General features: G+C 60.4%; 20 protein-coding genes. 15 read left to right on the forward strand and 5 right to left on the reverse strand.

The genetic code is table 11. The features are described from left to right. The first annotated feature begins 1 nt into the window (after nucleotide 1). From RVY79_RS07205 to RVY79_RS07250, 10 genes are all read left to right on the forward strand, one after another. Nucleotides 2–1,627 (forward strand): hypothetical protein, encoded by a 1,626-nt coding sequence (locus tag RVY79_RS07205; RefSeq protein WP_317463420.1) that lies wholly within the window; start codon nucleotides 2–4, stop codon nucleotides 1,625–1,627. Nucleotides 1,628–1,730: 103 nt separating this feature from the next. Next, nucleotides 1,731–2,846: a hypothetical protein gene (locus tag RVY79_RS07210; RefSeq protein ID WP_178998725.1), complete on the forward strand. Its 1,116-nt coding sequence runs from the start codon at nucleotides 1,731–1,733 to the stop codon at nucleotides 2,844–2,846. Next, nucleotides 2,843–3,193, forward strand: a complete 351-nt coding sequence (locus RVY79_RS07215; RefSeq protein WP_317463421.1) for a hypothetical protein — start codon at nucleotides 2,843–2,845, stop codon at nucleotides 3,191–3,193. The genes RVY79_RS07210 and RVY79_RS07215 overlap by 4 nt, the downstream gene beginning before the upstream one ends. Continuing rightward, entirely contained in the window at nucleotides 3,190–4,143 is a 954-nt protein-coding gene (locus tag RVY79_RS07220) for a hypothetical protein (protein WP_317463422.1), read from the forward strand. The genes RVY79_RS07215 and RVY79_RS07220 overlap by 4 nt, the downstream gene beginning before the upstream one ends. 62 nt (nucleotides 4,144–4,205) lie before the next feature. Further along, nucleotides 4,206–4,691 carry a hypothetical protein gene (locus RVY79_RS07225; RefSeq protein ID WP_317463423.1) on the forward strand — a complete coding sequence of 162 codons (486 nt, stop codon included), beginning with the start codon at nucleotides 4,206–4,208 and terminating at the stop codon, nucleotides 4,689–4,691. Beyond that, nucleotides 4,688–5,359 carry a hypothetical protein gene (locus RVY79_RS07230; RefSeq protein ID WP_317463424.1) on the forward strand — a complete coding sequence of 224 codons (672 nt, stop codon included), beginning with the start codon at nucleotides 4,688–4,690 and terminating at the stop codon, nucleotides 5,357–5,359. Before RVY79_RS07225 ends, RVY79_RS07230 begins: the two co-directional genes overlap by 4 nt. A gap of 9 nt (nucleotides 5,360–5,368) precedes the next feature. After that, complete coding sequence (locus RVY79_RS07235) at nucleotides 5,369–5,842, forward strand: hypothetical protein (protein ID WP_317463425.1); 474 nt, start codon at nucleotides 5,369–5,371, stop codon at nucleotides 5,840–5,842. Further along, nucleotides 5,839–6,078 (forward strand): hypothetical protein, encoded by a 240-nt coding sequence (locus RVY79_RS07240; RefSeq protein ID WP_317463426.1) that lies wholly within the window; start codon nucleotides 5,839–5,841, stop codon nucleotides 6,076–6,078. The genes RVY79_RS07235 and RVY79_RS07240 overlap by 4 nt, the downstream gene beginning before the upstream one ends. An 8-nt stretch (nucleotides 6,079–6,086) precedes the next feature. Beyond that, nucleotides 6,087–7,391 carry a hypothetical protein gene (locus tag RVY79_RS07245; protein WP_317463427.1) on the forward strand — a complete coding sequence of 435 codons (1,305 nt, stop codon included), beginning with the start codon at nucleotides 6,087–6,089 and terminating at the stop codon, nucleotides 7,389–7,391. An 18-nt stretch (nucleotides 7,392–7,409) separates the two neighbouring features. Further along, entirely contained in the window at nucleotides 7,410–15,446 is an 8,037-nt protein-coding gene (locus tag RVY79_RS07250; protein ID WP_317463428.1) for an LPD38 domain-containing protein, read from the forward strand. A 6-nt stretch (nucleotides 15,447–15,452) separates the two neighbouring features. Here the strand turns inward: RVY79_RS07250 and RVY79_RS07255 are convergent, their stop codons facing one another. Beyond that, nucleotides 15,453–15,674, reverse strand: coding sequence for a hypothetical protein (locus tag RVY79_RS07255; RefSeq protein WP_317463429.1), 222 nt, complete (start codon nucleotides 15,672–15,674; stop codon nucleotides 15,453–15,455). Nucleotides 15,675–16,163: 489 nt separating this feature from the next. Next, nucleotides 16,164–16,454, reverse strand: coding sequence for an Arc family DNA-binding protein (locus RVY79_RS07260; protein WP_317463430.1), 291 nt, complete (start codon nucleotides 16,452–16,454; stop codon nucleotides 16,164–16,166). A gap of 27 nt (nucleotides 16,455–16,481) precedes the next feature. On the opposite strand from RVY79_RS07260, the gene RVY79_RS07265 reads away from it, so the two are divergent. The 5 genes from RVY79_RS07265 (at nucleotide 16,482) to trpC (ending at nucleotide 20,216) form a co-directional block, all read left to right on the forward strand. Next, the gene (locus tag RVY79_RS07265; RefSeq protein WP_317463431.1) at nucleotides 16,482–16,637 is read left to right on the forward strand and encodes a hypothetical protein; all 156 of its coding nucleotides are present in this window, start codon (nucleotides 16,482–16,484) and stop codon (nucleotides 16,635–16,637) included. Between the two features lie 76 nt (nucleotides 16,638–16,713). Next, nucleotides 16,714–17,568: an ORF6N domain-containing protein gene (locus RVY79_RS07270; protein ID WP_317463432.1), complete on the forward strand. Its 855-nt coding sequence runs from the start codon at nucleotides 16,714–16,716 to the stop codon at nucleotides 17,566–17,568. 197 nt (nucleotides 17,569–17,765) lie between these two features. Continuing rightward, nucleotides 17,766–18,359 carry an aminodeoxychorismate/anthranilate synthase component II gene (locus tag RVY79_RS07275; RefSeq protein ID WP_317463433.1) on the forward strand — a complete coding sequence of 198 codons (594 nt, stop codon included), beginning with the start codon at nucleotides 17,766–17,768 and terminating at the stop codon, nucleotides 18,357–18,359. Between the two features lie 13 nt (nucleotides 18,360–18,372). Further along, entirely contained in the window at nucleotides 18,373–19,404 is a 1,032-nt protein-coding gene (gene trpD, locus RVY79_RS07280) for an anthranilate phosphoribosyltransferase (protein ID WP_317463434.1), read from the forward strand. Beyond that, on the forward strand, nucleotides 19,404–20,216 hold the full coding sequence (gene trpC / locus RVY79_RS07285; protein WP_317463900.1) for an indole-3-glycerol phosphate synthase TrpC: 813 nt from the start codon (nucleotides 19,404–19,406) through the stop codon (nucleotides 20,214–20,216). Before trpD ends, trpC begins: the two co-directional genes overlap by 1 nt. A 73-nt stretch (nucleotides 20,217–20,289) precedes the next feature. Here the strand turns inward: trpC and RVY79_RS07290 are convergent, their stop codons facing one another. The 3 genes from RVY79_RS07290 to RVY79_RS07300 all read right to left on the reverse strand — a co-directional run bounded on the left by RVY79_RS07290 (nucleotide 20,290) and on the right by RVY79_RS07300 (nucleotide 25,726). Further along, nucleotides 20,290–22,089, reverse strand: coding sequence for a sodium:proton antiporter (locus RVY79_RS07290; RefSeq protein WP_317463436.1), 1,800 nt, complete (start codon nucleotides 22,087–22,089; stop codon nucleotides 20,290–20,292). A gap of 153 nt (nucleotides 22,090–22,242) precedes the next feature. Beyond that, a complete protein-coding gene (locus tag RVY79_RS07295) occupies nucleotides 22,243–22,443 on the reverse strand; it encodes a DUF2905 domain-containing protein (RefSeq protein ID WP_317463437.1) in 201 nt (66 codons plus the stop codon). Between the two features lie 10 nt (nucleotides 22,444–22,453). Further along, the gene (locus RVY79_RS07300) at nucleotides 22,454–25,726 is read right to left on the reverse strand and encodes an FAD-binding and (Fe-S)-binding domain-containing protein (protein ID WP_317463438.1); all 3,273 of its coding nucleotides are present in this window, start codon (nucleotides 25,724–25,726) and stop codon (nucleotides 22,454–22,456) included. Nucleotides 25,727–25,826 lie beyond the last annotated feature (100 nt).

Below are 25,826 nucleotides of genomic sequence, written 5' to 3' on the forward strand. Positions count from 1 at the left end.
CATGAAAATCCAGCACAGCGCCTTCAAGGGCGAGATTCCAATTCGCGATGCTCGCCTGTTGCCTGAAAACAACGCCCAGGTGGCGCGCAATCTCTATCTGCGCCACGGCACCCTGAAGCCCGAGAAGGGGCCTGCGCCGGTGGCGGGCCTGCCCAGCGTTTCCAAGCCCTCGACGCTCTACCGTTACCCGAACGGCAATGGAGGCGATGGATTCTGGTTCGCGTGGGGTAACGGCAAACGGGTGAGTGTCGTAAAGTCACCGCTGGCCAATGATAGCTGGCACCGTGTTTACTGGACGGGCGATGGTGCGCCGAAAATGGCTGGCATCGACATCGCCACCGACGGCTCAGCGCCGTACCCGAATAGCAGCTATGCATTAGGCGTCCCGGCGCCGTCCGGATCGCCGACCGTCGAGGAGCCGGAAGGCCGGGTGCCGCTCGAGGATCATCCCGACACGGCGCTGGAAACCTCCTACGTGGTCACCATGATTACCGGCTATGGAGAGGAAGGGCCGCCCAGCGAGCCGAGCCCCGCCATTGTGCGCTGGGATATGGTTGGCGACGCCCCTGAGGGAGGTGATCCGATAGTCAGCTTGCCCGGCGTGCCAAGCGCAGCTAGCAACATCGAGATCAAGCGCCTCTATCGCGTGGAGTCATCCGGGGTATACCAGTTTGTCGCCGACTTGGCGCCTGGCGTGGGGCAGTACGTTGACAGCGTGCAAAGCGACGCGCTGGGCCGCGCCTTGCCGTCCACTGAATGGGATATGCCGGACGCCCGAATGACTGGCCTGACAGCGCTGCCCAACGGCATTCTGGCCGGCTTTTTCGAGAACACTCTGTGCTTCTCCGAAGCCTATCTGCCGCACGCCTGGCCAGTGGGTTACCAGCTGGCTTTTCCAGATGACATCATGGCGATCTCATCGACGTCTGCTGGCTTAGTGGTGGTCACTGAGGGGCAGCCGCACCTGGTGTCTGGCTCAAGCCCGGACGCCATGGCACAGATCGAGCTCGACGTCCCGCAATCATGTGTTGCCTCTCGATCACTGGTGGATATGGGGGAATACGCGCTCTATGCATCACCAGACGGACTGGTAGCTGCCGCCGGCCGGGATGCGCGCGTAGCCACTCGGGAGGTATTGAGCCGCGAACAGTGGCAGGCAATGCAGCCCGAGACCATTCACGCCTACCGTCACGACGGCCAGTATCTCGCTTTCTACGATGGCGGCTGTTTCGCCTTTACGCCCGGCGAGGGGATCGAGTTCTACGATGTTCAAGCCGACGCCGGCTACTACGACGCCATCGATGACACGCTCTATCTGATCCAGAACGCAGCGATTGTCGGGTGGAGCCGCGGCGACTCTCTGACATGTCGGTGGCGCTCCGGCGTGCATGAGATTCCGCCGGGCGCGGCCGGCTTCACATGCGCCAAGGTGATTGCCCGCGACTACCCTGTAACGCTGCGACTCTTTGCCGACGGCGCCACCGTAGACGAGATCGAAGTGCCGGGCCCGCAGATGTTCCGCCTGCCACCTGGCCACACCCTGAGTCGCGACTGGGAGATCGAGATCGAGGGAGTGCGCGAGGTATATTCTGTACAGATCGCTACCAGCCCCGCTGAGCTGGTCTGAGATCCCATAGGCTCACCGTGAGGTGCCCATGACACAAAGACGACGCACACTGCCGCCGGTATCACCCAAGGTGCCGACTGAGCTTCGCCCTTTGATAAGTGCCATGTCCGAGGTCATTGAGACGGGCGAAGGGGTGCGAGGCAATCCGCTCGACAAGAAGATCACGTTGCGCGACCTGCTAGACAGCGGCATCGGGCAGCTCAAAAACGGCACTCGGGCAGGCATGCCCGGCAGTCTCGCATCGGGCGTCGAGCCGCCGGCGCCAAGCCTTTCCAAGCCACCGACCCCCGAAGGATTCAGTGCCGAAGGCAGCTTCTACGGTATGATTACGCTGACATGGGATAGCCCGGTCGATCTTTACGATAATCACGCCCACACCAACATTTACCGTAGCGAAGCCGATAACTTCGCCAATGCTCAAATCGCTGGCCGCGACCCAGGCATGATTTACAGCGATGTCGTGCGCAGCGATGCCGTTGATCCTCAGGAACCGGAGGCAGTCAAAGGGTACTATTACTGGATCACCTTCACTTCGACCGCTGGGGTCGAAGGCCCGCCGAATAGCAGCAGTGGCACCTATGCTGAGCCTGTCGCCGATATCGGCTATGTAATGGACATCATCTCGGGGCGCGTCAATGAAGAGGTGCTGACCCCTGCTTTCAAGAATCGCCTTGATGGTTTTAGTGAGACAATCAGCAAGCTAGGTGATCGATATACGTTATCTATTAATCAGAATGGGGACGTCGCCGGCTATACGTTGTTCAACGACGGTTCTTTTAGCTCATTTTCAGTGCTCGCCGATAACTTTACGATTGCCAATTCGCGCGGCAATCGAGTCAACCCCTTCATAGTCGAGGATAATATCAATTATCTCGACACGGCGATGATTCGCGAAGGCTCGATTCAGGAGGGCCAGATAGGGCCCATCACGGTAGGGAAGCTCTTCAAGCCGGACGGCACGCCGGTGACGACAGCGGCAGGGCTGTTTCGCGCTGATGCTATCGAGGCCGACAAGCTCCGCATCGGCTTCGGCCAGGTGACCGGCGACCTGAGCTCCACTGCGCGCGGCAACAACGGCCGCCCGGCATGGCGTCTCGACCGTGATGGCGAGTTCGAGCTGAACTCCACCGGTGCCGGCGGGCGCATGGAACAACGCGGCGACCGCATCTCGGTCTACGACGAGAGCGGCCGCCTCCGGGTGAGGATTGGCAGACTATGAGCTACGGCATCCAGGTTCGGGAACCGGATCAAAGCGTCACCTTCGAGCTTTCCTCGCGCCTGACAACCCTTGTTCTGTCGCGCGTGGTGGGGCGTAACAGTAGCGGCAGCGTGACACTCGACATTCCCGGCACCATGGACGTGGCGATTCAAGCCATTCCGCTGGATGGTGACCAGCACATGCGCCACATACCGCACAAGCTTACCTATGACGCCAACACTCAAACGCTAAGCTGGATGCCGGCAATCAGCAGCGATGCGCAGCTTTCCGATCTTTCTGACTGGGCGTCTCCGCTGCGCAGCCGCAGCCGCATCGTGGTCTTTGGCTACATGCCGGAGGTGTCATGAGCTGGGGCATCGAAACGCAGGGATTCTTCGGCCGTCTTCCTATCGATCAGGACTTCGATAACCTGGTTTACCGCAATCAAGGCTCTCGCCAAGTGGGTACCGGCTACCATGTCATCCCGCTTGAGAGCCGGGGCATCGAGTCTCTTGTCATTGCGGCCCGTCATCCTGGCCTTGATGTGGCGCTTCTGAGCTACACGCATGACGCTAGCGGCACCACCGGCATACGGATCTATGTGCGCGGCACCGGGACGCTCTACTGGCGAACCTATGAAAGCGCCTATCCGCTTCCCCTCCAGGGCTGGGGGATGGTGGTTTATAGTGGCGACAGGCAGACCTTTCACTCGGATCATCGTTATGCTGACGTCAAGGATTCGCGGTATTACATCGACTCGTCGAAGATGCCGATGAATGGCCATTACTATCTTCTAAGCTCGCCGGCGACGCCGACATTTGAATACGAAACCTATCAGAACTCCTGGTATCAGAAAGACAGGAGGTATCGACAGACCGGAACGCGCGACGTCCTCAAGACACGAAGAGAGTATCAGTGCAATTATGAGTATGTTTATGTCTACGGCGAAGGCTATCAGCGACAGCAAGTCTGCGACTGGGTGAATATCCGGTATACCGAGGAAAAGCCGGTGTACAATTTTGTGACGGTCGGCTACTGGGTTAATGTCGAAGCCATCGTGTACTGCACGAAAAGCATATCGATGGCTCGCCATGCGCACGATGACACAATGAGCGAGACCTCTTACCAAACTCATGACAGGAAAGCCGCTTATGTATGGAGCACCCGGTATTACGACCCTGTATTCCCTACCTATACGGGAAGCAACTGGGTCTATGACGAGTTCCAGCCAGCATATCAAGATTACCTAAAATGGCTGAGAAGCCCAAGCTACACCGGCATCACCGGCCACGACAATAAGCTGATAATGATGCGATAGGCCAGAGAAGTCGTGCTCCAGGATCTGCTATACTCCCCCAACTAGCTCACCGTGAGGTGCCTATGCCCCGCTCAAACGAAAGTGCTTTCCTGCACCAAGTGCTGCCTAATTCACCGGCAGCCGTAGCGTTCTGCGAAACGCTTTTCCGCACGACCCATGTCATTGATGACCTTATCGACAAAGATAGACCGGTTAGCGACGAAGCCATTTTTCGCGCCTTCTGGGACTGTCTATTCGAACTCCCGCTTAACCCGTTCTATCGACAGCACGAGCCCTATTTGCGCCCCATTATCGCAAACGGCTTTCAGGACTGGTGGGACAGCGTGAAACTCGAGCGTGCCGGCGACCGGCATGGCCAGACCGTGGCCTTCATTCTCCGCGACAACCTGACCAGCGTTGTCGTGCAGTGCGCGTACCTGATTGGCGGGTACGAATGGATGCAGCGAGTGGCTGAACCCATCCGCCGACACGCCCACGAAGACACGCTGGAGCAGTATCTGGAAGCCCTCCAGGAAGAGAGCGGACGGAAAGAGGAGGAGAACGGATGAGCTTTGGTGGCGGTGGAGGTGACACCGAAATCGAGGATACGCCCGAGCAGCGCCAGCTGGCTGCCGTAGCGGCAGAGAAGTGGAACTTCGCCCAGGAAGAGCTGGCCCCGCTCGAAGACGCTTACATGGAATCGGTTGGCGACATGACCGATGACGGCAAGATGAGCTATATCCGCGGCCGAACCATGCAGGCGCAGCAGCAGTCGGCGAGCGAGCTCTCCGATCAAGCAGGGCAGGAACTCCAGCAGGGTGGAATCGACCCTTCCAGCGGACGTTATCAGGGCGCCATGACCGGGCTGTCGCTCGATACGGCTGAGGCCGGCGGCGAAACACTAGGGCGCGCCCAATTCGAGCAGGAAAGCCAGCAGGTGCAGGGGCTGCAAAACATCGTGGCGATCGGCCAAGGGCAGTCCGGACAGGCTCAAGCGGGGCTTGCGGGGCTGGCCGATCAGTCGGCCGCCGATGCCCGCCAATCATCTGCCAATCAGTTCAACCGGCGCTCGGCAAATCTCCAGCTCTTGGGACAAGTCGCTGGCGCCGGCACCGCGTACGGCCTCGATAATTGGGGCGGCAGCGGCCAGCAAGGGCTTAATCTCTACGGCCAGGCGGACACTCAAGGTGGGGCGTCCGGCGGACTGTATGGCAACGCCAGCACCGGCGGATTCTAAGGAGGCCTTATGTATCTAAGCTTGTTCTCCAACCCGAGCATCCCCGAGAGCCAGACCGCCGGCTTGAGCGTCGATCCCAATCAGGCATTCCGGGGCGATCAAGGCGCGTCTGAGCTTCAGGGGCAACTGAGTCGTGCGCAGTGGAATGACTGGAAGGCGCGCTTCTCGCCCTATATCGGCACCCTGTCTGATATTGCTCAGGATGAAGGGGCTTCTGCCACGGCAGCAGCCAACGCCAGTGGCGCGATGGGCCAGGCCTTTGACGCCAATCAGCGGGCGCTCGAGCAAGATCGAGAAGCCTACGGCATTCAGCAGACCGGCGCCCAGGAAGAGGCAAGTCAGCGGCGCACGGCTCTACAGCGCCAGGCGTCTCAAGTTAGCGCCGGCAACCAAGCGCGCATCTCCTCCCTTGACCGGCAAAGCGCGATCCTCGCCGGCGGGATGGGGCTCTCCAACATCCCAGGGCAGGAAGTGAACCAATGAGCTACGGACTGATCGGCATGAAGCGCCAGATGGAAGGCGAGGCCATGCAAGGGCTCGGTGACCTCGCTGGCCAGCAGCGCCGGGCCGAGCGGCAAGAAGACCAGATGGAGCAGGCCGAAAGGCAGCAGACCATGAGCGCTGTTGGCACGGGCGCGGGTGTCGGCATGGCGGCAGGCGGCCCAGTAGGCGCCGCCATCGGCGCGGGCGTTGGCCTACTGGCTGGCGAATTATTCTAGGAGGCATCATGGCGGGACTCGATACGCGCGGACTGGCGAGCGGCTTCTCCCAAGGGTTTGGGCTGATGAGTCAGCACCAACAGCGTGAGAAGCAGAATAAGCGCGCTAATCAGCGAATGGATATGCAAGAAGATCGCATGGACATGCAGCGCGAACGCTTTGGAATGCAAAAGGAGCAGGCCGAGGCCGAGCAGCAGCAGGCACAGCGCGCCCAAGACATGGAGGCACTGCAGTTCACCTTGGGTAAGATCTCCAATGGCATGGACGTTGATGACAGCGAAATCGATCTTCTGCGCAAGTATCCAAAGTACTGGGCAGCACTGGACGCCGACACCGACGCCTCCATCGAGCAGGCTCAAAACGCCATTGACCCCGAAAGCCCAGTGGATGCCAATGACCCTGAAAGCCTGGCAGCGCTCAACCAGATGTTTGGCGCCGAGATCAACAAAGGGGAGGGCGGCCACAAGCGCGTGGTGGGCATGGTGCCCGCGCCGGACGGTGAGAGCGTGATGCTTGAGCTGGAAGTGGATGGCGAAGGCGGCAAGCGCTACAACGCGCCGATGACCGATGGTCGAAGCAATAGCGAAGATGACGATTTGGTTAAGTCAGTCCCCGTAGGGCGCCTGGTCGAGCAGGTTCAGGGCCTGCGCACGCTGCGGAATACCCTCCAAGGCCCAGAAGCCCAAAAGCAGGCCAGCAAGGTGCTGGGGATTCTGCGTGGCGAAGGCGATGAGGATAATTGGGTGACCGAGGACCACCCCAAGCTAGGCATGGTCCAGCGAAACACAAAGACCGGCGAAGTAAAGCCAGTGAAACCTGGGGCAGGCAGTCCTTATGAGGATACCGACAATTACTGGAATCGACCCACCGCCACACAAAAAGACATTGAGTACATGGTGGACAACGGGCTGGCCCCAGACCGCGAAACAGCATGGAAAATGCTGAACGAGCGCAGTGGCGACAACAGCTATTCTCGTTCTGAAGACCGCATCGAGGCTCTGCGCAACCGCGCCGAAAGCCTTGAGGAGGTGATTAAGGGCGAGGGGGCTTCCATCCCCACGGATGATGAGATCAAGGCTGCGCGGGATGAGCTCGCCTCTCTTCGGCAGGAGATTCGCCAGGAAGAGAACAGCACCTACAATATTTCAGATCAGAGCACGTCCAGCAGCACGCAGGGTAGCAATCAGCCGTCGAGCTCTACATCCCGCTCTAGCCAGCAGGAATCTCGACAGGATCCAAAGCGAGACTCTGCACCCAAGGAAAGCCAGCAAGGCGCAACGACTGCCGACGACATCTTGAACAAGTACCTCTAGCCCGCCAAGGAGCCGCGTGTGAACGCCGCCAACCAGCGCAACAGCACACCCAAGTGGTCAGACGTTGCCAACGACCAGGACTTCCAATCCGCCGACTGGGAAACCCGCCAAAAGGTTCGCGGCGAGTTCTACCGCCGCGTCGTGGAGCCCGAAACGCCTGCTGAGTTGCGCGAAGAAGTGCAGGGCAAGTTCTTCACGCAGACCGAGCCTGACGTCTTTGGCGAGCGGGATAGCAGCGCCGACTCTGAACGCTTCAGCTATCCCGGCGCCGCCGCCGACCAAAGCGCACTGGATGAGCGCCAGCAGAACGAGACAGGCTTGCGCGCCTCGCAGCAGAATAACGAAGAAGAGGCCCCCGGCCTTGCCAGTAACGCCCTTCGAAATGCGGGTGAGCGCGGGCTTGATCTGGCCGGTAATGCCGTGCAGTTCGTCGGCAACATGGCAGAGATGGGCGAGAAACTGATCACCGACCATTTGGGCGGACTCAACCCTGGCGTTATCGGCGGTGAATCCGACGCAATGCGAGAGCGTGGCTACGAGCCCGATATGGAGTTGGGTGGGTATGGCCTGGACTTCACTGCGCGCGCCAAGCCGGAGGATACTGACACTGGTATGACGGGGGCCGGTCAGGCCGTGGAAGACGTGAGGCTGGGCTATCAGCCGAATTACACCATCGATCGCGCCCTCGATAACCCCAGCGTGGAGACACTGGCAGGGGCTGCCGCCGAGCAAGGCCCTGCCGCGCTGGCCGACATGGCTGGACTGGCGATCAATCTGCCCGCCTACTTGGCTTCCCGCACACAAGAGATCGGTGAGTCTCGCGCCCAGAACGAAGGCCGCGACGGCATGCCTGAAGGGGGCGATTACGCTGTGGCAGGCCCGACCGCCGCTGCATCCGTGCTGCTGGACCGGTTCGCTCTGGGCCGACTTTTGCCAGGCGGAAAAGGGGCTGTCAGCAAAGCCAGTCAGGTCCCTGGCGCTGTAGGGCGCGCCACTGCCACCGAGGCTACTACGGAGGCGGTCCAGGAAGGCGGCATTGAATATGCCGGCGAGTCGCTCGGTACCGAGCAGGGGTGGGATCCCGTTACCGCTGGCCGGCGCGCCGCCGGTGGCGCCATCGTGGGCGGGCCGACAGGCGGGGCCGTGCGCGCGGGCACGGCGGCAGCTGAAGTCGCTGGTGGTCGTGCTAGCGTCGCCGAGGACGAGTCGGGGCAGGCTGATAACTCGCCTGAGGAAGAGTCGTCGCCAGAAACTCAGCAAGCCAATGAAGAAGCCGTGGGCGCTGCCGCCGAGCTTATCCGGCGTCCGCGTTTCGAGCTGTCATCCTCCGAGCGCGAGGTGCGCGACTCTATCACCTACGGCGACGCCTTCAAGTCACTCCGCGCCGCCGCTGAGGCTCAGGGCGATACTGAGGCGGTCGCTGAGCTGGACGCGGTCAGCGAAGAAGTCTCTTCCGCGCTTGAGGACGAAACGCTGGCCCGCAGTAGCGGCGAAGAAGATGCCATCGAGCCGATACGCCAACGCCTAGACGGTGCCGCCCAGCGCTTTACGTCAACAATGGAGCGGATCAATAGCCAAAGGTCTGACAGTCAGAGCCCGGAGAATGATATTGAGCGCGCGGCCGCCGAGACTGACACTGAGCCGACACCAGCACAGGCTGAGGCCGGCAATTACCGAAAGGGTAAGGTGCGGCTCAACGGCTTCGAGATCGCCATCGAGAACCCCAAGGGCTCTACCCGTCGCGGTACCGCTCAGGACGGGACCGAGTGGGAGAGCCAAATGGCCCACCACTACGGTGACATCAAAGGCACTACCGCCGCCGACGGCGACAATCTTGACGTTTTTGTGGGCGACAATCCTAGCTCGCCACAAGCCTATGTGATTGACCAGGTGAATGAGGACGGCGGATTTGACGAGCACAAGGTGATGCTCGGCTTCGACTCTCTGGAAGATGCCCGTCAAGGCTATCTGGCCAACTACGAGGACGGATGGAAGGGTCTTGGCGAAATTAGTGAAACCTCGGTGGACGACTTCCGCCAATGGGTTCGCGAGGGCAACACACGCGCGCCGTTTGCCATGCCCGACACCCAGACGAAAGATGATGATGTTGCTCCCGACGATGAAACTGCCGGTCAGCAGCGCGAAACGACTTATCTTTCTGATAACACGCCGGTGGATACCCGATTCCGGGTAGTGGATATGGCGGACCTCACACCCTCGAATCGTGCCGACGGGAAGGTTAACCCTAACTTTCCGGCCGAGCTTCAGCCGCGCGATCGCGCAAACGCAAATAGCCGGGTACAGGTTCGCAACATTGCTGCGCGCCTGAATCCTGAGCGACTAGGGAGCAGTCCGGATGCTGGCACGGGCGCCCCAATCATTGGAGAAGATGGCGTCGTTGAGTCAGGCAACGGGCGCGCCATGGCCATCGCGACTGCCTATCGCCAAGGCGGCGAGCGTGCAGAGGCCTACCGCGACTTTGTTCGAAGCCAAGCCCAAGAGCGGGGCATTGACGCCGATTTTGACAGCATGCGCCGACCAATGCTGGTGCGCGAACGCGCTAGCGCGATGGATCGTGCCGATTTTGCGCGGCGTGCAAACGAGAGTCAGGTCGCCGGCATGACATCCTATGAGCAGGCCCAGGCAGATGCTGACGCAATGACCGCTGATGATGTGCAGGCGTGGTCTCCCGATCAGTCTGGCGACCCCTTGGCGGCCAGTAACCGCGACTTCCAGCGCGCCTTTGTGTCCCGGCTGGGGAATAACGAGGCCTCGCGCTACACTACCCGTCAAGGTCAGGCCGCTCCAGAGCTAGGCCAGCGCATGAGCCGGGCCGTGTTTGCCAAGGCTTACGCTGATCCGGACATGGTGGAGCTGATTACCGAGCAAGGTGATCAGATGCGCAATCTATCGAGCGCCCTCCAGTCCGCCGCCCCGGATCTTGCCATGGCGCGCGAAACCGGTAGTCAGGACGCGCTCGACACTATCGCCACCATCAACGACGCAGTGCGCCTAGTGCGCGCTTCGCGTCGGGACGGTGCGCCGATACGCGAGCTGGTAAGCCAGGCCGACGCCTTCAGCGAGCCGACGTCAGAACTCACCGCCGACTTAGCTATCCTGGTCAACACTAATATGCGGTCGCGCGCCAGCCTAGAGCAGGCGCTAGGCTTCGTGGCCCAGGACGCGCGCCGCCGTGCAGAGTCCGCCCGTAATGGCGCTCTATTCGAGGACGCCACCACCAGCGAGGACGCAATTCGTGAAGGATTCAGACAAGCCCCAGCAGAAGACACCGACGGACAACGAGCACCTGAGGACGATGTTCCAGGACGCCCTGACGAAAGCGAACAAGAGCCTTCCCAGCGGCGAGAAGCTGATCCTTCCGAAGGGGCTGCAGAAGCCCAAGAGGTAAGCGACTCCCCGCTCCTCGAGTCCTACACCGAGCAGGACGTGGCCGAGCGAGAGCAGGCTGCCCAGAAAGCCCAGGAGGAGGAGACCAGAACTCGGCGAGAGGATGAGCAACGCGCCGCCGCCGACCGTGAAGCCGATGACTTCGCACTATCCGGAAGTAGCTTGCCAGCCGATCAGGCCAATGCTCGCGGGCAAGACCCGCTCTTCGCCTTTGCTGGCGAGGGTGCGCAGAACGCCGACCCGGCTGCCAGCGAGCCCGTATCCGCGCCTCGCGCCGAGGCCATCCGCGCACGCCTATCTGAGCACCCTGAACTATCAGGCGTCGAGGTGGTGCAGTCCGCCCGAGAGCTGCCGACCCAGGTGCAGCTGGTCATGGCTATGCAAGGCGTCGAGGCGAGCGACGTTAGCGGGGTCTACAATCCCGACACCGGCGCGCCTATGATCGTCGCTGACAATCTCATCGACGAGGCTGACGGTGTTCGCAAGGCAGTGCACGAAGGGGTCGGGCACTATGGCATTCGTGGCATGCTTGGCGAAGAACTAGAACCCCTGATGCTGGAAATCTACCAGAGCCACACACGCTCCAATTCTGGGCGGCAAAACATCGAGGAGATCCAGCAAACTTACCCTTTCATCGACGTGGCCACCCGCAAGGGCAAAATCACTCTGGCCGAAGAGCTGGTGGCGCACTACATCGAGGATAGCAATGGACGGCCGAAGCTGAGACAGCGCATCATGTCCACGATCCGCCGCCTGCTGCGCAAGCTATTCCCCGGCATCCAGTGGCGCACCTCCGATATTTTGGCGATGGGCGATCAGGCTCGCCGCTGGCTGCGTCGCCAGCAAGCCGCGCGCGACGTGGGCGATCCTCGCTTTGCCATGAGCAGTAGAGATAACAGCATCCCCGCCAAAAATGTAATGACCGAGAGTAAGTTGGAGTTAAACCCTCCAGATGAAGAAACCGTGCGGCTTTTCCACGCGGGATCAGACCCGGCAGAAGGTGGTTTTTTTGAAACCGTGCCTAGTGGTGGAGCATTTAATAAGTTCGACGGGTTTTTCGCACTGCAAGGTGGATGGGGAAATTACGGGTCTGGCGCTAAATATTTCGCTGATATCAAGGAGGAGAAAATACTATCCCAGCGAGACTTGGATTACGAAATACCTTACGAAGAGCAAATTTCTGCTTTAAAAAAATCTATGCCTTGGGTAGACGAGGATGACATAGACCTTGCTTATGAAGCAGTAGTTGAAGACTCGTCAGAATCTGTTGATCCAGACGAACTGATGAGGGTTATGAAGGAGGATGGCTTTGCCGAAGCATCATGGGAGGCTCAGCGGATTCGCGGCCAGGTGACAAGAAATCTTGGTTATGAAGCCGTGGAGATGGCAGACGAAAACGGAACTTCATATCTGATCCTCTCCGGCGCCCCTCTTACGCGGGTCGTTGAGGATGACGGCGATTCTACAGCTTCATCGAACCCTGACATCCGCTACAGCTTTGCAGATCAGCAAGAAGAGCTCTCTGCCCAAGACCTGGCTGCCCAGCTACGCGAGGAGTATCCAGGGCTCAAGCTCGACATGGCCAGCCGTGGCCAAAAGGCGACAATCTCGCGAATCGTCGCTCCGGAACGCGAGCAGGGCACCGGCTCTGCAGTGATGCGCCGCTTGACCGATTGGGCGGACGCCTCCGGACGCACCCTGGCGCTGACGCCTTCCAGCGACTTCGGTGGCAGCGTAAAGCGCTTGCATGAGTTCTATCGCCGCTTCGGGTTCATGGAGAACAAGGGGCGCAACAAGGACTACGAGATCAGCGAGGCCATGTATCGCGAGCCCGACCACGGCGTTGGCGATGTGCGATTCAGCCTTACCCAGCAGCCAGGCACTGTCGGCGGCAAATACAGCAGCACCGATAGCACCGGCTTCTCCATGCCAGACGAGTCCCTGCGCGATGCGGCGCTTCGAAAGATGGCTGACAAGATGCGGCCGCTGAAAATTCTCGAAGACGCGATTCGGCGCACGGGGCAGGACATCGAGGAGGAGGCTGACGCCTACTTGGCAGAAGAGCTATTCCACGGAAAGGTGGAGCACGACCTGCGTCAGTTGCGCGAGCAGCATGTAGAGCCATTGGCCGAGGGTCTGGCCAAGGCCAAGATCGGCCAGGCCGAGCTTGATGACTACCTCTACGCGCGGCATGCACCGGAGCGTAACGCCACCATCGCCGAGCGCAATCCGGATAATCCTGAAATGCAGGATGGCGGCTCAGGCATGACCAATGCTCAAGCAGCCGAGATCATCGAGCGCGTGGCCAGCTCTGGTAAGCAAGAAGAATACGACCGACTGGCGCAAATCGTTTATGACATGACGCGCCTACGCCGGGAGGCTATTCGCGAAGGTGGCCTCGAAGACGACGCCATGATAGACGCATGGGAGGCCAACTGGCAGAACTATGTGCCGCTCAAAGGGAATGCTGCCGACGATCCAGGGCGGCCGCGCACTGGCCGTGGCTTCGAAGTCAGCGGCCGAGAATCCCGGATTGCCGGCGGGCGTAACACGCTGGCCGACTCTCCTTCTTCTCAGGTAATCGTGGACGTCAATGAGTCGCTGATTCGCCGCCGCAAAAATGAAGTGGCGCAGTCGTTTCTCTCCCTGGTCACCGACAACCCGAACCCTTCGCTATGGGAAGTGTTCACCGACGATAACCCGGACACCCAGCGCACGCCGACCCGGATCACCGATCCTGAAACGGAACAGGTGCGCATTGAGGTACAAGAGCGCCCGGTCAACATGGCCGGGAATGATCGCTATTTCAAGGCTAAGCGAGCCGGGCGCACCTATTACCTCAAGATCCACGACGAGCGCCTGATGAACGCCATGCGCAACGTGGGGCCGGAAAACAACAACGTCCTGATTCGCGCCTCTGGCGCTGTTACTCGCGTCATGTCGTCGCTGGTGACCAGCTACAACCCCGAGTTCATGCTGACCAACTTCACGCGTGACGTGCAAACCGCGCTTCTCAATCTGAGCGCCGAACAGACTCGTGATGACGGTAAGATCAAAGGGGAGGCCATTGTTCGCCAGACGGCCCGCGACATCGCCCCTTCCATGCGAGCAGCGTGGCGAGGGTTGAGGGGAAAGACTGGCAAAAACGACGGTAGTCGCGAATGGGATAAATGGTTCCGCGAGTTTCAGGAGGACGGCGCCAAGACTGGCTACTTCGACATGAAGGATCTCAACGCCCAGGCTAAAGAGATTCAGTCGATGATCCGCCGCGCGGACGGTACGACGCTGTCGCATATGCTCAAGGCACGAAAGAAAACCGCCGACTTCGTGGAGAATATGAACGGTGCCGTCGAGAACGCAGTGCGGCTCTCCGCTTACGCCAACGCCCGCCGTGCGGGTGTGTCACGGAAAAAGGCGGCCAGCCTAGCCAAGAATATGACGGTCAACTTCAATCGCCGCGGCGAAGCCGGTACGGCTCTCAATGCTGCCTACATGTTCGCCAATGCTTCTATCCAGGGCACGATGAACTTCGCGCGCACCATGGTTACGGTGAAGAATGCGCCCGAAGGCAAGAGCCAGATGAACGTTTGGGCACGAATGAACACGGCGCAAAAGCTTGGCCTGGGCATGGCCACCGGCGCTTTCATGCTCGGCATGCTGAATCGCTGGCTCTCCGACGAGGATGAGGATGGCGTGCTGTTTTACGACAAGATTCCCGACTACGAGAAAGAGCGCAACATCATCCTGATGACAGGGTGGATGGGTGAGGATCCCGAGGACTACATCAAGCTTCCGCTACCTTATGGCTACAACGTCTTTTCGGTGGTGGGAACGCATGCCGAAGCAGTAGCTGCGGGCACTGAGGAGCCCACTGAGGCCGCCAAAAATATCGTTCTGGCAGTGGCGGGGAGTTTCTCGCCTATTGGGTTCGAGGATTCCGACGAAGCACAATCGCTGTTCCTGAAGAACTTGACGCCGACCATCTTTCGCTCGATCACCCAGGTGGGCGTTAATGAGAACTTCGCCGGGAGCCCGATCTATCGCGAAGACTTCCCGTTCGGAACGCCGACTCCGGATAGTTCGCGTGCCTTCCGCAGCACACCAGAGGCTTACAAAGACTTCGCGCAATTCCTTAATTCATGGGGTGGCAGTGAATACCGCACAGGCAACATCGACATCAACCCCGACGTGATGCAGCACATAGTGAACTACTACGGGGGCGGTGCATGGGGCTTCGTCGAGAAGTCTGCGGACTTCGCCAAGCGCGCCATTACTGGCGAGGAGGTGGACCGCTACCGTGTGCCGTTTGCCGGGCGCTTCATGGGCGACGTGTCACCATATCCCGACCAAAACCTGTTCTACGAACGGATGGACGAATTGGGGCAGCGCGCCAACGAGGCGGAAGCACTGCGTGGACGGGAGAGGGTGGAGTTTCGCCGCGACAACATAGAGCGGATTCGGCTCTATAATCGTGGAACCAATATTCGCCAGCAACTCACCGACCTTCGCAAGCGCCGGGATCGCGTCAAGGAGGCTGAGTCGCTCTCCGATGATGCCAAGAAGCGCCGCACTGAGATGATTGAGAAGCAAATGAAGAAGCGTATCGACGACTTCAATCGCCGATATAACGATCTTAAAGAAGACTAAGGTGTCTTACCGATCCCATTGGTTTCGATGAGGACCAGGATCAAGCATATCCATGCGCAGCTCCCATTCACCCTTCAGCTTCTGCTGTTGGTGCGATGGGAGCATCTGGTACATGCGGATGTTGGCCTGGCGCAGCTTTTCTATATCATCTCGTGCACCCACGTAAAACGATGCTGCGAGCATGAAGGCCGTGAACAGAAGGACGATTATGACGTTCTTTTTTCCCATGCTCTTTATATCCTCTTAAGTTTATCGAGGCTTCGATGAGCGTTAGGCTAACTGAGTCCACAAGAAAGTGCGAGGGCCTCGCGATCTTGATCACCTGCTTGAATACCCCGTCTTAACTGTTGTAAAAATACAAGTATGAGACGAACGACAGAACCAAGAAAATGATAGCGCTTAGCGCATAAAAGGCACTTGTAAGGTTTATTGACATCTTTAACTCATGCGAACTCTCATTGCTGCCAAGCACTGTTTTTGCCCCCTTTCTCATCACAACAAAGCCAATAGCAAGCAATGATGCCTCTATTGAGAAGAACCACAACATAAACCCTGGTGCTATAAGCTCGAAAACAACCCACCCCGTCAGAACAGAATACCCTAGAAGGATCGGCGATGATTTAAAAAAGTATGAATGATATGTGGTCGCGGAAAATATCTTCATCAAAATGGAATGGATAAAGATGATAGATAGAACCAGCACCAAGAATTCTTTAATCACTTTTCTCTCTCCTTCGCTCTTGCCTGCAGCAGGTCCAGCAGCGCATCCAAGTCTCCGTCACGCACCGGCCTCGTGGTCGTCTCCTCGAAGCTTTCTTGCAGGCGCGCCACCATCTCCGCATTCATGGAGCGGTGGCTCTCTTTCGCCGCCTTCTTGAGCTTGTCACGTAGCTCGGCAGGCATGCGCAGCTTGTATTGAGGCTCGATTCTATTGTCCATACCCGAATAATGGACCATGTGGGTGTTTGACAGCAATGGACCCATTGGGTATGTTTGCAAGGTACCCATTGGGTATCGCCCGCAAGGAGGAAAACAGTGAAGCAGCGCAATCCGCAACTCAAGATACGGCTGGAGCCATCAGTCAAAGAATGGCTGGCAGCCAAGGCGCAAGCCGAGGACCGCAGTCAGACGTGGTTGCTCAACCAACTGGCCAAGGAAGCCATGCAACGTGACCAGGAAAAAAGCGCATAGAAACGAAGAAGCCCCAGGTGCGCCAACACCCAGGGCCTCGAAAGCAGAGCAAACCAATAGCCAAAGGAAAGCTCACATGAATCATTCTATCACCACCGTCACGCCTAGCAATGTCCCGTCGCTGACGTATGACGGCAAACCCGTCGTGACTACTGCCGTTCTGGCTCAGCTTTACGGTACCGAGTCGAAGTACATCCAGAATAACCACAAACGTAACGATGTCAGATTTGAGCATGGTAAGCACTACTACAAGGTAGAAGGCAGGGAGCTCAAGGAGTTAAAGAAGCAACCATCTTTGAGAGGGTTGGTTAGCAAGATGGTGGCTCACCTCATCCTCTGGACCGAGCGCGGCGCTGCCCGTCACGCCAAGATGCTTGAGACCGATCAGGCCTGGGATGTGTTCGAGGCGCTGGAGGATCATTACTTCGGCAAGTTCGAGCCCGAGGCCAATAATCAGGCCTTGCCTAGCCCGCTTTCACCGACTCACCAGCGATCTATTCAACGCGCGATTGCTCGGCGGGCAAAGGCACTGCCCAAGGATCAACAGCGGACAGCATTCAGTCGCATCTATTCGCACCTAAAGGACCGCTTTGAGGTGGGGAGCTACAAGGACCTGCCTGACGATCGGTTTACTGAAGCACTGGGCGCTGTGGAGTCAGTAAGCCTGGATGGCGACTTTCTCCCGAGACCCGAGGCCCTACCAGGTACTGATCCGGACTCGCTGACGCTCAACTCGGATGAGGTGGCCAATCTGGTGACGATGTGCCACCACACCAAATGGATGTGCAACCGCTGGCAGCGGGAGCTGGGCCCGGCGCTCCAGACACTGGGCAGCCACCACGCCAATGACTGCCACGGGCATATCGTCGCCGCAGCCAAGATCGCTCACTCGATGCAGCGAAAGGCAGGGGTTCTGCCGCCCAGGGCATGACGCTGAAATCCACACAGGAAGGGCCGCTCTTGTAGCGGCCTTTTTCGTACTGCGAGGCCATAGCGACAAGGCGCTGGATGTCGCGATACAATCGAACCATGCGCCCCGCCGACGAAGCGGCGAAATGTCGATTGTGAGTACGTTTGTGAGTAACATCCGGCGATCATGATATCGATATTCAATGAAAACAGGAGGTTATGTTGCAAAACGTGCTGATGATCGACAATTACGACAGCTTCACCTACAACGTCGTGCAATATCTGTCGGAGTTGGGGGCCGAGGTCGTCACCTACCGTAACGACGCCATCACCCTCGAGGAGATCGAGCGCCTGGCGCCGAGCCACTTGGTGATCTCGCCGGGGCCATGCACACCTAACGAGGCAGGCATTTCGCTCGAGGCCGTGCGTCATTTCGCGGGCAAGCTGCCGATCCTCGGCATCTGTCTGGGGCATCAGGCCATCGGCCAGGTCTTCGGCGGCGAGGTAGTGAGGGCGCCACAGGTCATGCACGGCAAGACCTCGCGGGTCGAACACGATGGCCGTGGCGTGTTCGATGGCTTGGTCAATCCGCTCGAGGTGACGCGCTATCACTCGCTGGTGGTGGCCGAGCAAGGACTGCCGGCGTGTCTCGAGATCTCGGCACGCGCCGTGGCCGATGACGTCACGCCCGGTTTGATCATGGGCATGCGTCATAAGACGCTGGATATCGAGGGCGTGCAGTTCCATCCCGAATCGATCATGACCCGTCAGGGCCACGAGCTTCTGGCCAACTTTCTGAAACGCCGCGCGTAACGAGGAGCGAAACATGCAGATGCAAGAAGCCATCGGCGCGGTGATGCGTCGCCGCCACCTGAGCTTCGACGACACCCACGCGGTGATGAAAGCGATCATGACCGGCGAGGCCAGCGACGCCCAGATCGGCGGCTTTTTGATCGGCCTGTCGATGAAGGGCGAGACGGCCGACGAGATCACGGCCGCTGCACAGGTGATGCGTGAATTGATGCTGCCCGTCGAGGTCGACCGCACGCACCTGGTGGATATCGTCGGCACGGGGGGGGATGGGGCTAACTTGTTTAACGTCTCGACCGCCTCCAGCTTCGTGGTCGCCGCGGCCGGCGGCCGTGTCGCCAAGCACGGTAACCGTAGTGTGTCGTCGTCTTCCGGAAGTGCTGACCTGTTCGACGTGGCGGGTATTTCGCTGGACTTGCCCTCGCACGAGGTGGCGCGCTGCATCCAGGAAGTCGGCGTCGGCTTCATGTTCGCGCCCATGCATCATCAGGCCATGCGCCATGCTATCGGCCCGCGTCGTGAGATGGGCGTGCGCACTGTGTTCAACATCCTGGGGCCGCTGACCAATCCCGCCAATACGCCGAATCAGCTATTGGGCGTCTACGACCCCGCATTACTGACGATCATGGCGGAAGCTTTGAAGCGGCTTGGCAGCGACCATGTACTGGTCGTCAACGCCGAGGATGGCCTGGACGAAATATCCCTGGCGGCACCGACGCGCGTGGCCGAGTTGCAGGATGGCGAGATTCGCGAATATACCATCGCACCGGAGGATTTCGGCATCGAGCGCCAGTCGTTGGCGCCGCTGAAAGTGGTGACCGCCGAAGATAGCCTCAAGCTGGTCAAAGCCGCGCTGGTAGGAGAAGGACCGGCGGCGGATATCGTGGCGCTGAATGCGGGGGCGGCGCTTTACGCTGCCGGCGTGGCGGACACGTTGAAAGAGGGCGTCATTATGGCGCAGGATGCTCAAGGGTCCAAATTGCCGCTGGAGAAGATGAAAGAACTCGCGGATTTCACGCGCATTCTGGCCCATAAGGACGACCGATGATGAGCCACGAACACGACACTGGCTTGCCGACGATTCTGGCCAAGATTCTGGCACGCAAGGACGACGAGATTCTGGAGCGTCGCGCACGCGTCAGCGAAGCACAGCTTCTGGAACAGGCACGCCAACAAGCCGCCCCGCGTGGCTTCGTCGCCGCGCTCGAGCGTTGCATTGCGGCGGGGGACCCGGCGGTGATCGCCGAGGTCAAGAAGGCTTCACCCTCCAAGGGCGTGATCCGCGAGGATTTCCAGCCGGCCCAGATCGCCAAAGCCTACGCCGAGGCCGGGGCCTGCTGTCTCTCGGTACTGACCGATGCCGACTTCTTCCAGGGCCACGAGCGTGACTTGCAGGCGGCGCGTGAGGCTTGCGCACTGCCGGTGATCCGCAAGGACTTTATCGTCGATTCTTATCAGGTCAGCGAGGCGCGGGCCATCGGTGCGGACTGTATCCTGCTGATCGTGGCGGCACTCGACGATGCCCGTCTGAAAGCCTTGCACCAGCAGGCCCATGAGCTGGGCATGGACGTGCTGGTGGAAGTCCATGACGCCCATGAACTGGAGCGTGCCCTGGCGCTGGATTTGACGCTGGTAGGGATCAACAACCGGGATTTGCGCAGCTTCGAGACATCGTTGGCGACGACTTTCGAGCTGCTGCCGCGCATTCCGCCGCATGTCACGGTCGTCACCGAGTCGGGCATTCACACGCGCGACGATGTCGAGCACATGCGCGAGCATGACGTGGATGCCTTCCTGGTGGGTGAGGCCTTCATGCGGGAGGAAGACCCCGGGAGTGCGTTACGCCGCTTGTTCTTCTAGACGCTAATTCGCCAGTTGTTTACACCGTTCTTCATCGGGCCGCCTTGTGCGGCCCGATGACGTTTTGGGGCCTTCAAAATTCGGGCGAGTCAGGGTAGATCAAGCTGAGCAGGGTATCCCCGGCACGAGGGGTGAGCGGCGCTCGGTCGTTGGCGACGCGAATGCGGCCGTTGGGGCCGATACAGAACAGGGGCAACAAGCGATTCTGGTGCGCCTGGCGATAGTCCTCGATGCTGAAGTTGGTGCTCAGCTTGGCCTTGCGAACCTCCCCTCCACGGTAGACCACGCTTGAGAGCTGGGCATATGTCACGTCTTCGCCGAAGACCATGGGCAGATGATCCAACGCCTGTTCCTGATGGCGGTGAGCGTGCTTGCTGGTGCCTGCGGCGAGACGAAATACCTTGCCATGCCCCAGCACATGCTCGAAATGCAGGATCGCCAGGTTGTTCAGTTCGCGGTAGGGCGACAGCGGTAGCAGATGGCCGATACCGGTCAACTCGAGATGCTGCGTGGCATGCTCGGAGAGCGGGTTACCGTAGTAGACGGGCAAGCCAGCCATGCGCGCTTCCTGCACGGCGTCCCAGCTGTTGTCGGTCAGACGCACGGTGAAGCCGCATTCTTCCAAAGCCTTGGCAACGGTGCGGGCCACCGGGTTGGCACCGATGATCAAAAAGCCGGCGGGCGGCGGCTCACTGACCTTCAATGCCAGTGCGATGGGGCGCGACAGCAGGCTCTGTACCACGACAGTGCTGATGATGACCAGAAAGGTCACGGGCACCAACATTTCCGCGCCCGGCATGTTCAGGTTCTCGAGCTTGAGGGCGAACAGCGAAGCCACGGCGGCGGCGACGATGCCGCGTGGCGAGAGCCATGCCAGCAGCGCTTTCTCTCGCCAGTTGAGCCGCGTGCCCAGGGTGCAGACCCATACCGCCAGAGGGCGGGCCACGCCCACCAGGATGAGCAGAAACGCCCAGGCCGGCCAGGAAAGTTGCGCGAGCTGATCGATGGTCAAGCGTGCGGCGAGCAGGATGAAAAGCCCCGAGATCAACAGCAACGAGAGCGTTTCCTTGAACTCGATGATCTGCTGCGTGGGTACGCCGCGCATATTGGCCAGCCACACGCCCATCACCGTCACGGTCAATAGCCCTGACTCGTGAAAGAGCATGTTGGAGAGCGTGAACAGCGACAGCATGGCCATCAGCGTGCCGAAGCTGTGCAGGCGCTGTGGCAACCAATGGTGACGCAGCACGCACCCCCATAGATAGCCGCCGAGGCCACCGAGGCCGAAACCGATCAGAGCCGTCTTGGCAAACAAGACAAGGGTGTAGGTCGCGGCGCCGTTGGATGCGCCCAGGGCGACGAATTCGTACACCAGCACCGCGCCGATGGCGCCCACCGGGTCGATCAGGATGCCTTCCCAACGCAGGATCTGCGAAAGGTGCTCGCGGGCGCGCAGCGTCTGCAACATGGGCAGTACCACCGTCGGCCCCGTTACCACCAGCACGGCCCCCAGGACGCTGGCCATTTCCCACGATAGGCCCAGCGTATAGCGTGCCGCGACGATGGCGATGATCCCGGTGACCAGTGCGCCCCAGGTGACCAGCCGGCGCACGATATGTCCGTGACCGCGCAGGTCGCCGAAGTCGAGCGTCAGGCTGCCTTCGAACAGGATCACCGCCACCGCCAGTGAAACGAGCGGAAACAGCAGGTCGCCGAGCAGCGCGTCGGGCTGGAGCAGACCGGTCACGGGGCCCATGACGATACCCACGATCAAAAGCGGCAGGATCGCCGGCAATTTGAGACGCCAGGCCAGCCATTGGCAGATCAGCGCGAGCAGGCCGATCAAGGTCAGGTCGACGGCAGCGTGCTCCATGGTCGCGCTCCTTGGGGTGAACGAAAGCGCGAAGCCTAGCGTCGCCTCACGCTAGTTGCAATGCACGGCAAGCGTTAATGATGAATGTGACGACATCATGACTGGATGCCCGGTTATGGCGTGTCTCGTTGCACCATATTGGTGTACGTCGATTCAGCGATTGAACAGCCACAACAGGACCGATACGACCACGCTGACCAGGATCATGGTGGTGATCGGAAAGTAGAAGGCGAAGCCTTCGCGCTTGATGGCGATATCGCCGGGCAGATGCCCGAGCGGTAGCTTGGAAAGCCAGGGCCACAACAAGCCGATGACCACGATGGCCAGGCCAATGAAAATAAGCGATCGGGACATCGTCGACGCCTCAAGATCGGGTGCGTTTGAGTGCCGTCAGCAAGCCCTGTAACGGATGCGGCAGTTCGGCATCGGAGAGGCGCTTGGCCTGGCTGCGGCACGAGTAGCCGGTGGCCAGTAGGCGCCCGGCATTGGCGTCGTCCTCGACCGGCGCGCGCCACGAGAGGTCGTAAATCGCCTCGGAGGTTGCGCGGTTACGGGCTTCGTGGCCGTAGGTGCCGGACATGCCGCAACACCCGGCAGCGACGCTTTCCAGGTTCAGTCCGAACGTCGCGAACACTTGTTGCCAGGCCTTGGTAGCGCCCGGCGCGTTGGTCTTTTCGGTGCAGTGCGTGAGCAACTTGTAGCCAGGGTCTTCGAGCGCCGTCAGGCCCGTGGGGGGCAGGGAGCGCCCCAGAGACAGCAGCCATTCCTGCAGCAGCAGTACCTCGGGCACGGCTTCGGGCCCCAGCGCCTTGACGTACTCCTGACGGTAGGCGAGCGTCATGGCCGGGTCGATGCCCACCAACGGCACGCCGAAGCCGGCGAGCGTCTTGAGCCGCTTGGCCTGGGCCGTGGCGGTCTTTTCGAATGCATTGAGGAATCCTTGCACGTGCAGCGGCTTGCCGTTGGCGCGGAAGGGCGCCACGAAGACATGAATATCCAGCCGTGAGAGCAGCTCGATGATATCCATCACCAGCTTGGCCTCGAAGTGGCTGGTGAACGCATCCTGAACGATGACCACGCTGCGCGTCTTCTGGCGCTCGGTCAATAGGCCCAGCGCGGTGGGCGTAGCCTCGGCGATACCCCAGGCCCTGAGTTGTTTGGCGAGACTCGCCCGAGACAGGCGCGGGGTGTCGACCATGCCCAGCGGCCCGGCGAGCAGGCGCTCTGCCAGGCGTGTATTCAGCAGCGCGTTATACGCTGGCGCCACCGGCTTGAGATAGGGCACGAAGAATTCCAGCGAGCCGATCAGGTAGTCGCGTGGCGGGCGCAAGTAGCGGTTGTGATAAAGCTCCAGGAACTGCGAGCGAAACTCGGGGACATTGACCTTGATCGGGCACTGGCCAGCGCAGGACTTGCACGCCAGGCAGCCGGCCATGGCGTCATACACTTCATGGGAGACATCTTCCTGGCCGCGTCGCTTGCGCAGGGTGTTGCGCAGGCGATGCGGGAAGGCCTTGGTGGCGCCCCAGAGGCCCTCAGCTTGCTTCTGGCGTGACTCCTCGATGACGTCGATGCCGGCCTGGTCCTGCAGGCGCAGCCATTCGCGCATCAAGCTGGCGCGCCCTTTGGGGGAGTGTACGCGCTCGCGGGTGGCTTTCCACGAGGGGCACATGGCGTCATTGGGGTCGTAGTTGTAGCAGGCGCCGTTGCCGTTGCAATAGACCGCACTGGCGTGATGCTGCCAGACGCGCTCGTCGATCTGGCGATCCAGCTGGCCGCGTGTGGTGACGCCGTCGATGGTCAAAAGCCCCGGATCGACCCATTTGACCGGCTCCGCCTCGGCGGCCTCGGGCGAGCCTAAACTATGGGGGCTATCGGGAGCGAATCGCTGCGAAGGCGCTGTGGACCCTTCCTTGGGCGCTACATTTGCCTTCCCTGGCAAATGACCTTCGCTGCGTCCCGCTCCCGACGCAATTTCATCGGACGGGATAGCCGTACCGGCGTCTTCGGGCCGGATGGAAAGCGGCGTGGCGATCTTGCCTGGGTTGAGCTGATTGTGCGGGTCGAACGCCGCCTTGAGGCGCTGCAGGCTGGGGTAGAGCTCGCCGAAGAACTGGGGCGCATATTCCGAGCGCACGCCCTTGCCGTGCTCGCCCCACAGCAGGCCGTGATAGCGCTGGGTCAGGGCGGCAACCTGATCGGAGATCTCGCGGATCAGGGCTTCTTGCGCCGGGTCTTTCATGTCGATGGCCGGGCGCACGTGCAATACCCCGGCATCGACGTGGCCGAACATGCCGTATTCCAGTCCGTGGGCGTTGAGCAGTGCACGGAACTCGGTGATGTAGTCAGCCAGATGCTCGGGCGGGACGGCGGTATCCTCGACGAAGGGAATCGGGCGCTTTTCGCCCTTGGCGTTACCGAGCAGGCCTACCGCGCGTTTGCGCATGGCGTAGACACGGCCGATCGCCTCGCGGCCTTCGGCCAGGGTATAGCCCAGGCGCTCGACCTGAGTATCGGTGCCGAGGTGCGTGCAGAAGGCCTCGACACGTGCCGCCAGGCGCTCGGGGTCGTCGTCGTTGAACTCGACCAGGTTGATGCCGTGGATATCCTCGCCGTCGGCGGGGAAGAACTCGGCCACGTCGTCCCAGACGAAATCCTCCATGGCCAGCGTCAACACCTTGTCGTCGACCGTCTCGATGGAGGTGGGGCGGCTGTCGCCGCTCATCAGCGTCTTGGCATCGCGCAGGGCGTCCATGAAGCCTCGGTAGCGGACATTGACCAGCGTTGAATGCGCCGGGATCGGCAGCACGTTGAGTGTCGCCTCGGCAAGGAAGCCAAGCGTTCCTTCCGCGCCGCACAGCACGCTGTTGAGGTCGAAGTCGCCGTTGTCACGATACAAGTGTGCCAGATCGTACCCCGTCAGGCAGCGGTTGAGCGGTGGGAACGTGGCCTCGATCAAGGCGCCTTGTGTGTCGGCGATCTCGCGGACGGTGCGATGCGCCTGACCGATGCGGTCGTCGCGCGCGCAGGTTTGCGTTAGCGACTCGTCGTTCAGCGGCTGGCTGTGCAGACGTTCGCCGTCGAGCAGCAGCATGTCCAGCGCTAGCACATGATCGCGGGTCTTGCCGTATTCGCAACTTCCTTGGCCGCTGGCATCGGTGGAAATCATGCCGCCGATGGTGGCGCGGTTGGAGGTCGACAGGTCCGGGGCGAAGAACAGGCCATGCGGCTTGAGGGCAGCATTGAGTTGATCCTTGACCACGCCGGCCTGGACACGCACGCGGCGGTTTTCCACGTCGATCTCGAGGATCTGGTTCATGTGTCGTGATACGTCGACCACCAGGCCATCGGTGAGCGACTGGCCGTTGGTGCCGGTGCCCCCGCCGCGGGGTGCGAGCACGATGGCTTGAAACTCCTCGCGCCCGGCGAGGCGTGCCAGGCAGGCGAGATCTTCGGCGTCGCGCGGATACAGCACCGCCTGCGGCAAGCGCTGATAGATGGAATTGTCGGTGGCCATCACCGTGCGATTGGCGTAATCCGGGGCAATGTCGCCACTGAAACCGGCCTGGTCGAGCGCATCGAGAAAGCGCAGATAGGGGGTGGCGGTGCGTTCCGGGGTATCCAGGGGTGCGATCATGAAGTCTCAAGCCATCGGTCAGCGCCGGGCGACGGTTTGACCGTCTGGCCGTGCGGCGTCGTCGGGACGATACAGTCTGGGGATATTGGGGGTACTTTAC

Origin of the sequence: Chromohalobacter sp. HP20-39, assembly GCF_033052815.1 — a bacterium.
GTDB lineage: Bacteria > Pseudomonadota > Gammaproteobacteria > Pseudomonadales > Halomonadaceae > Chromohalobacter.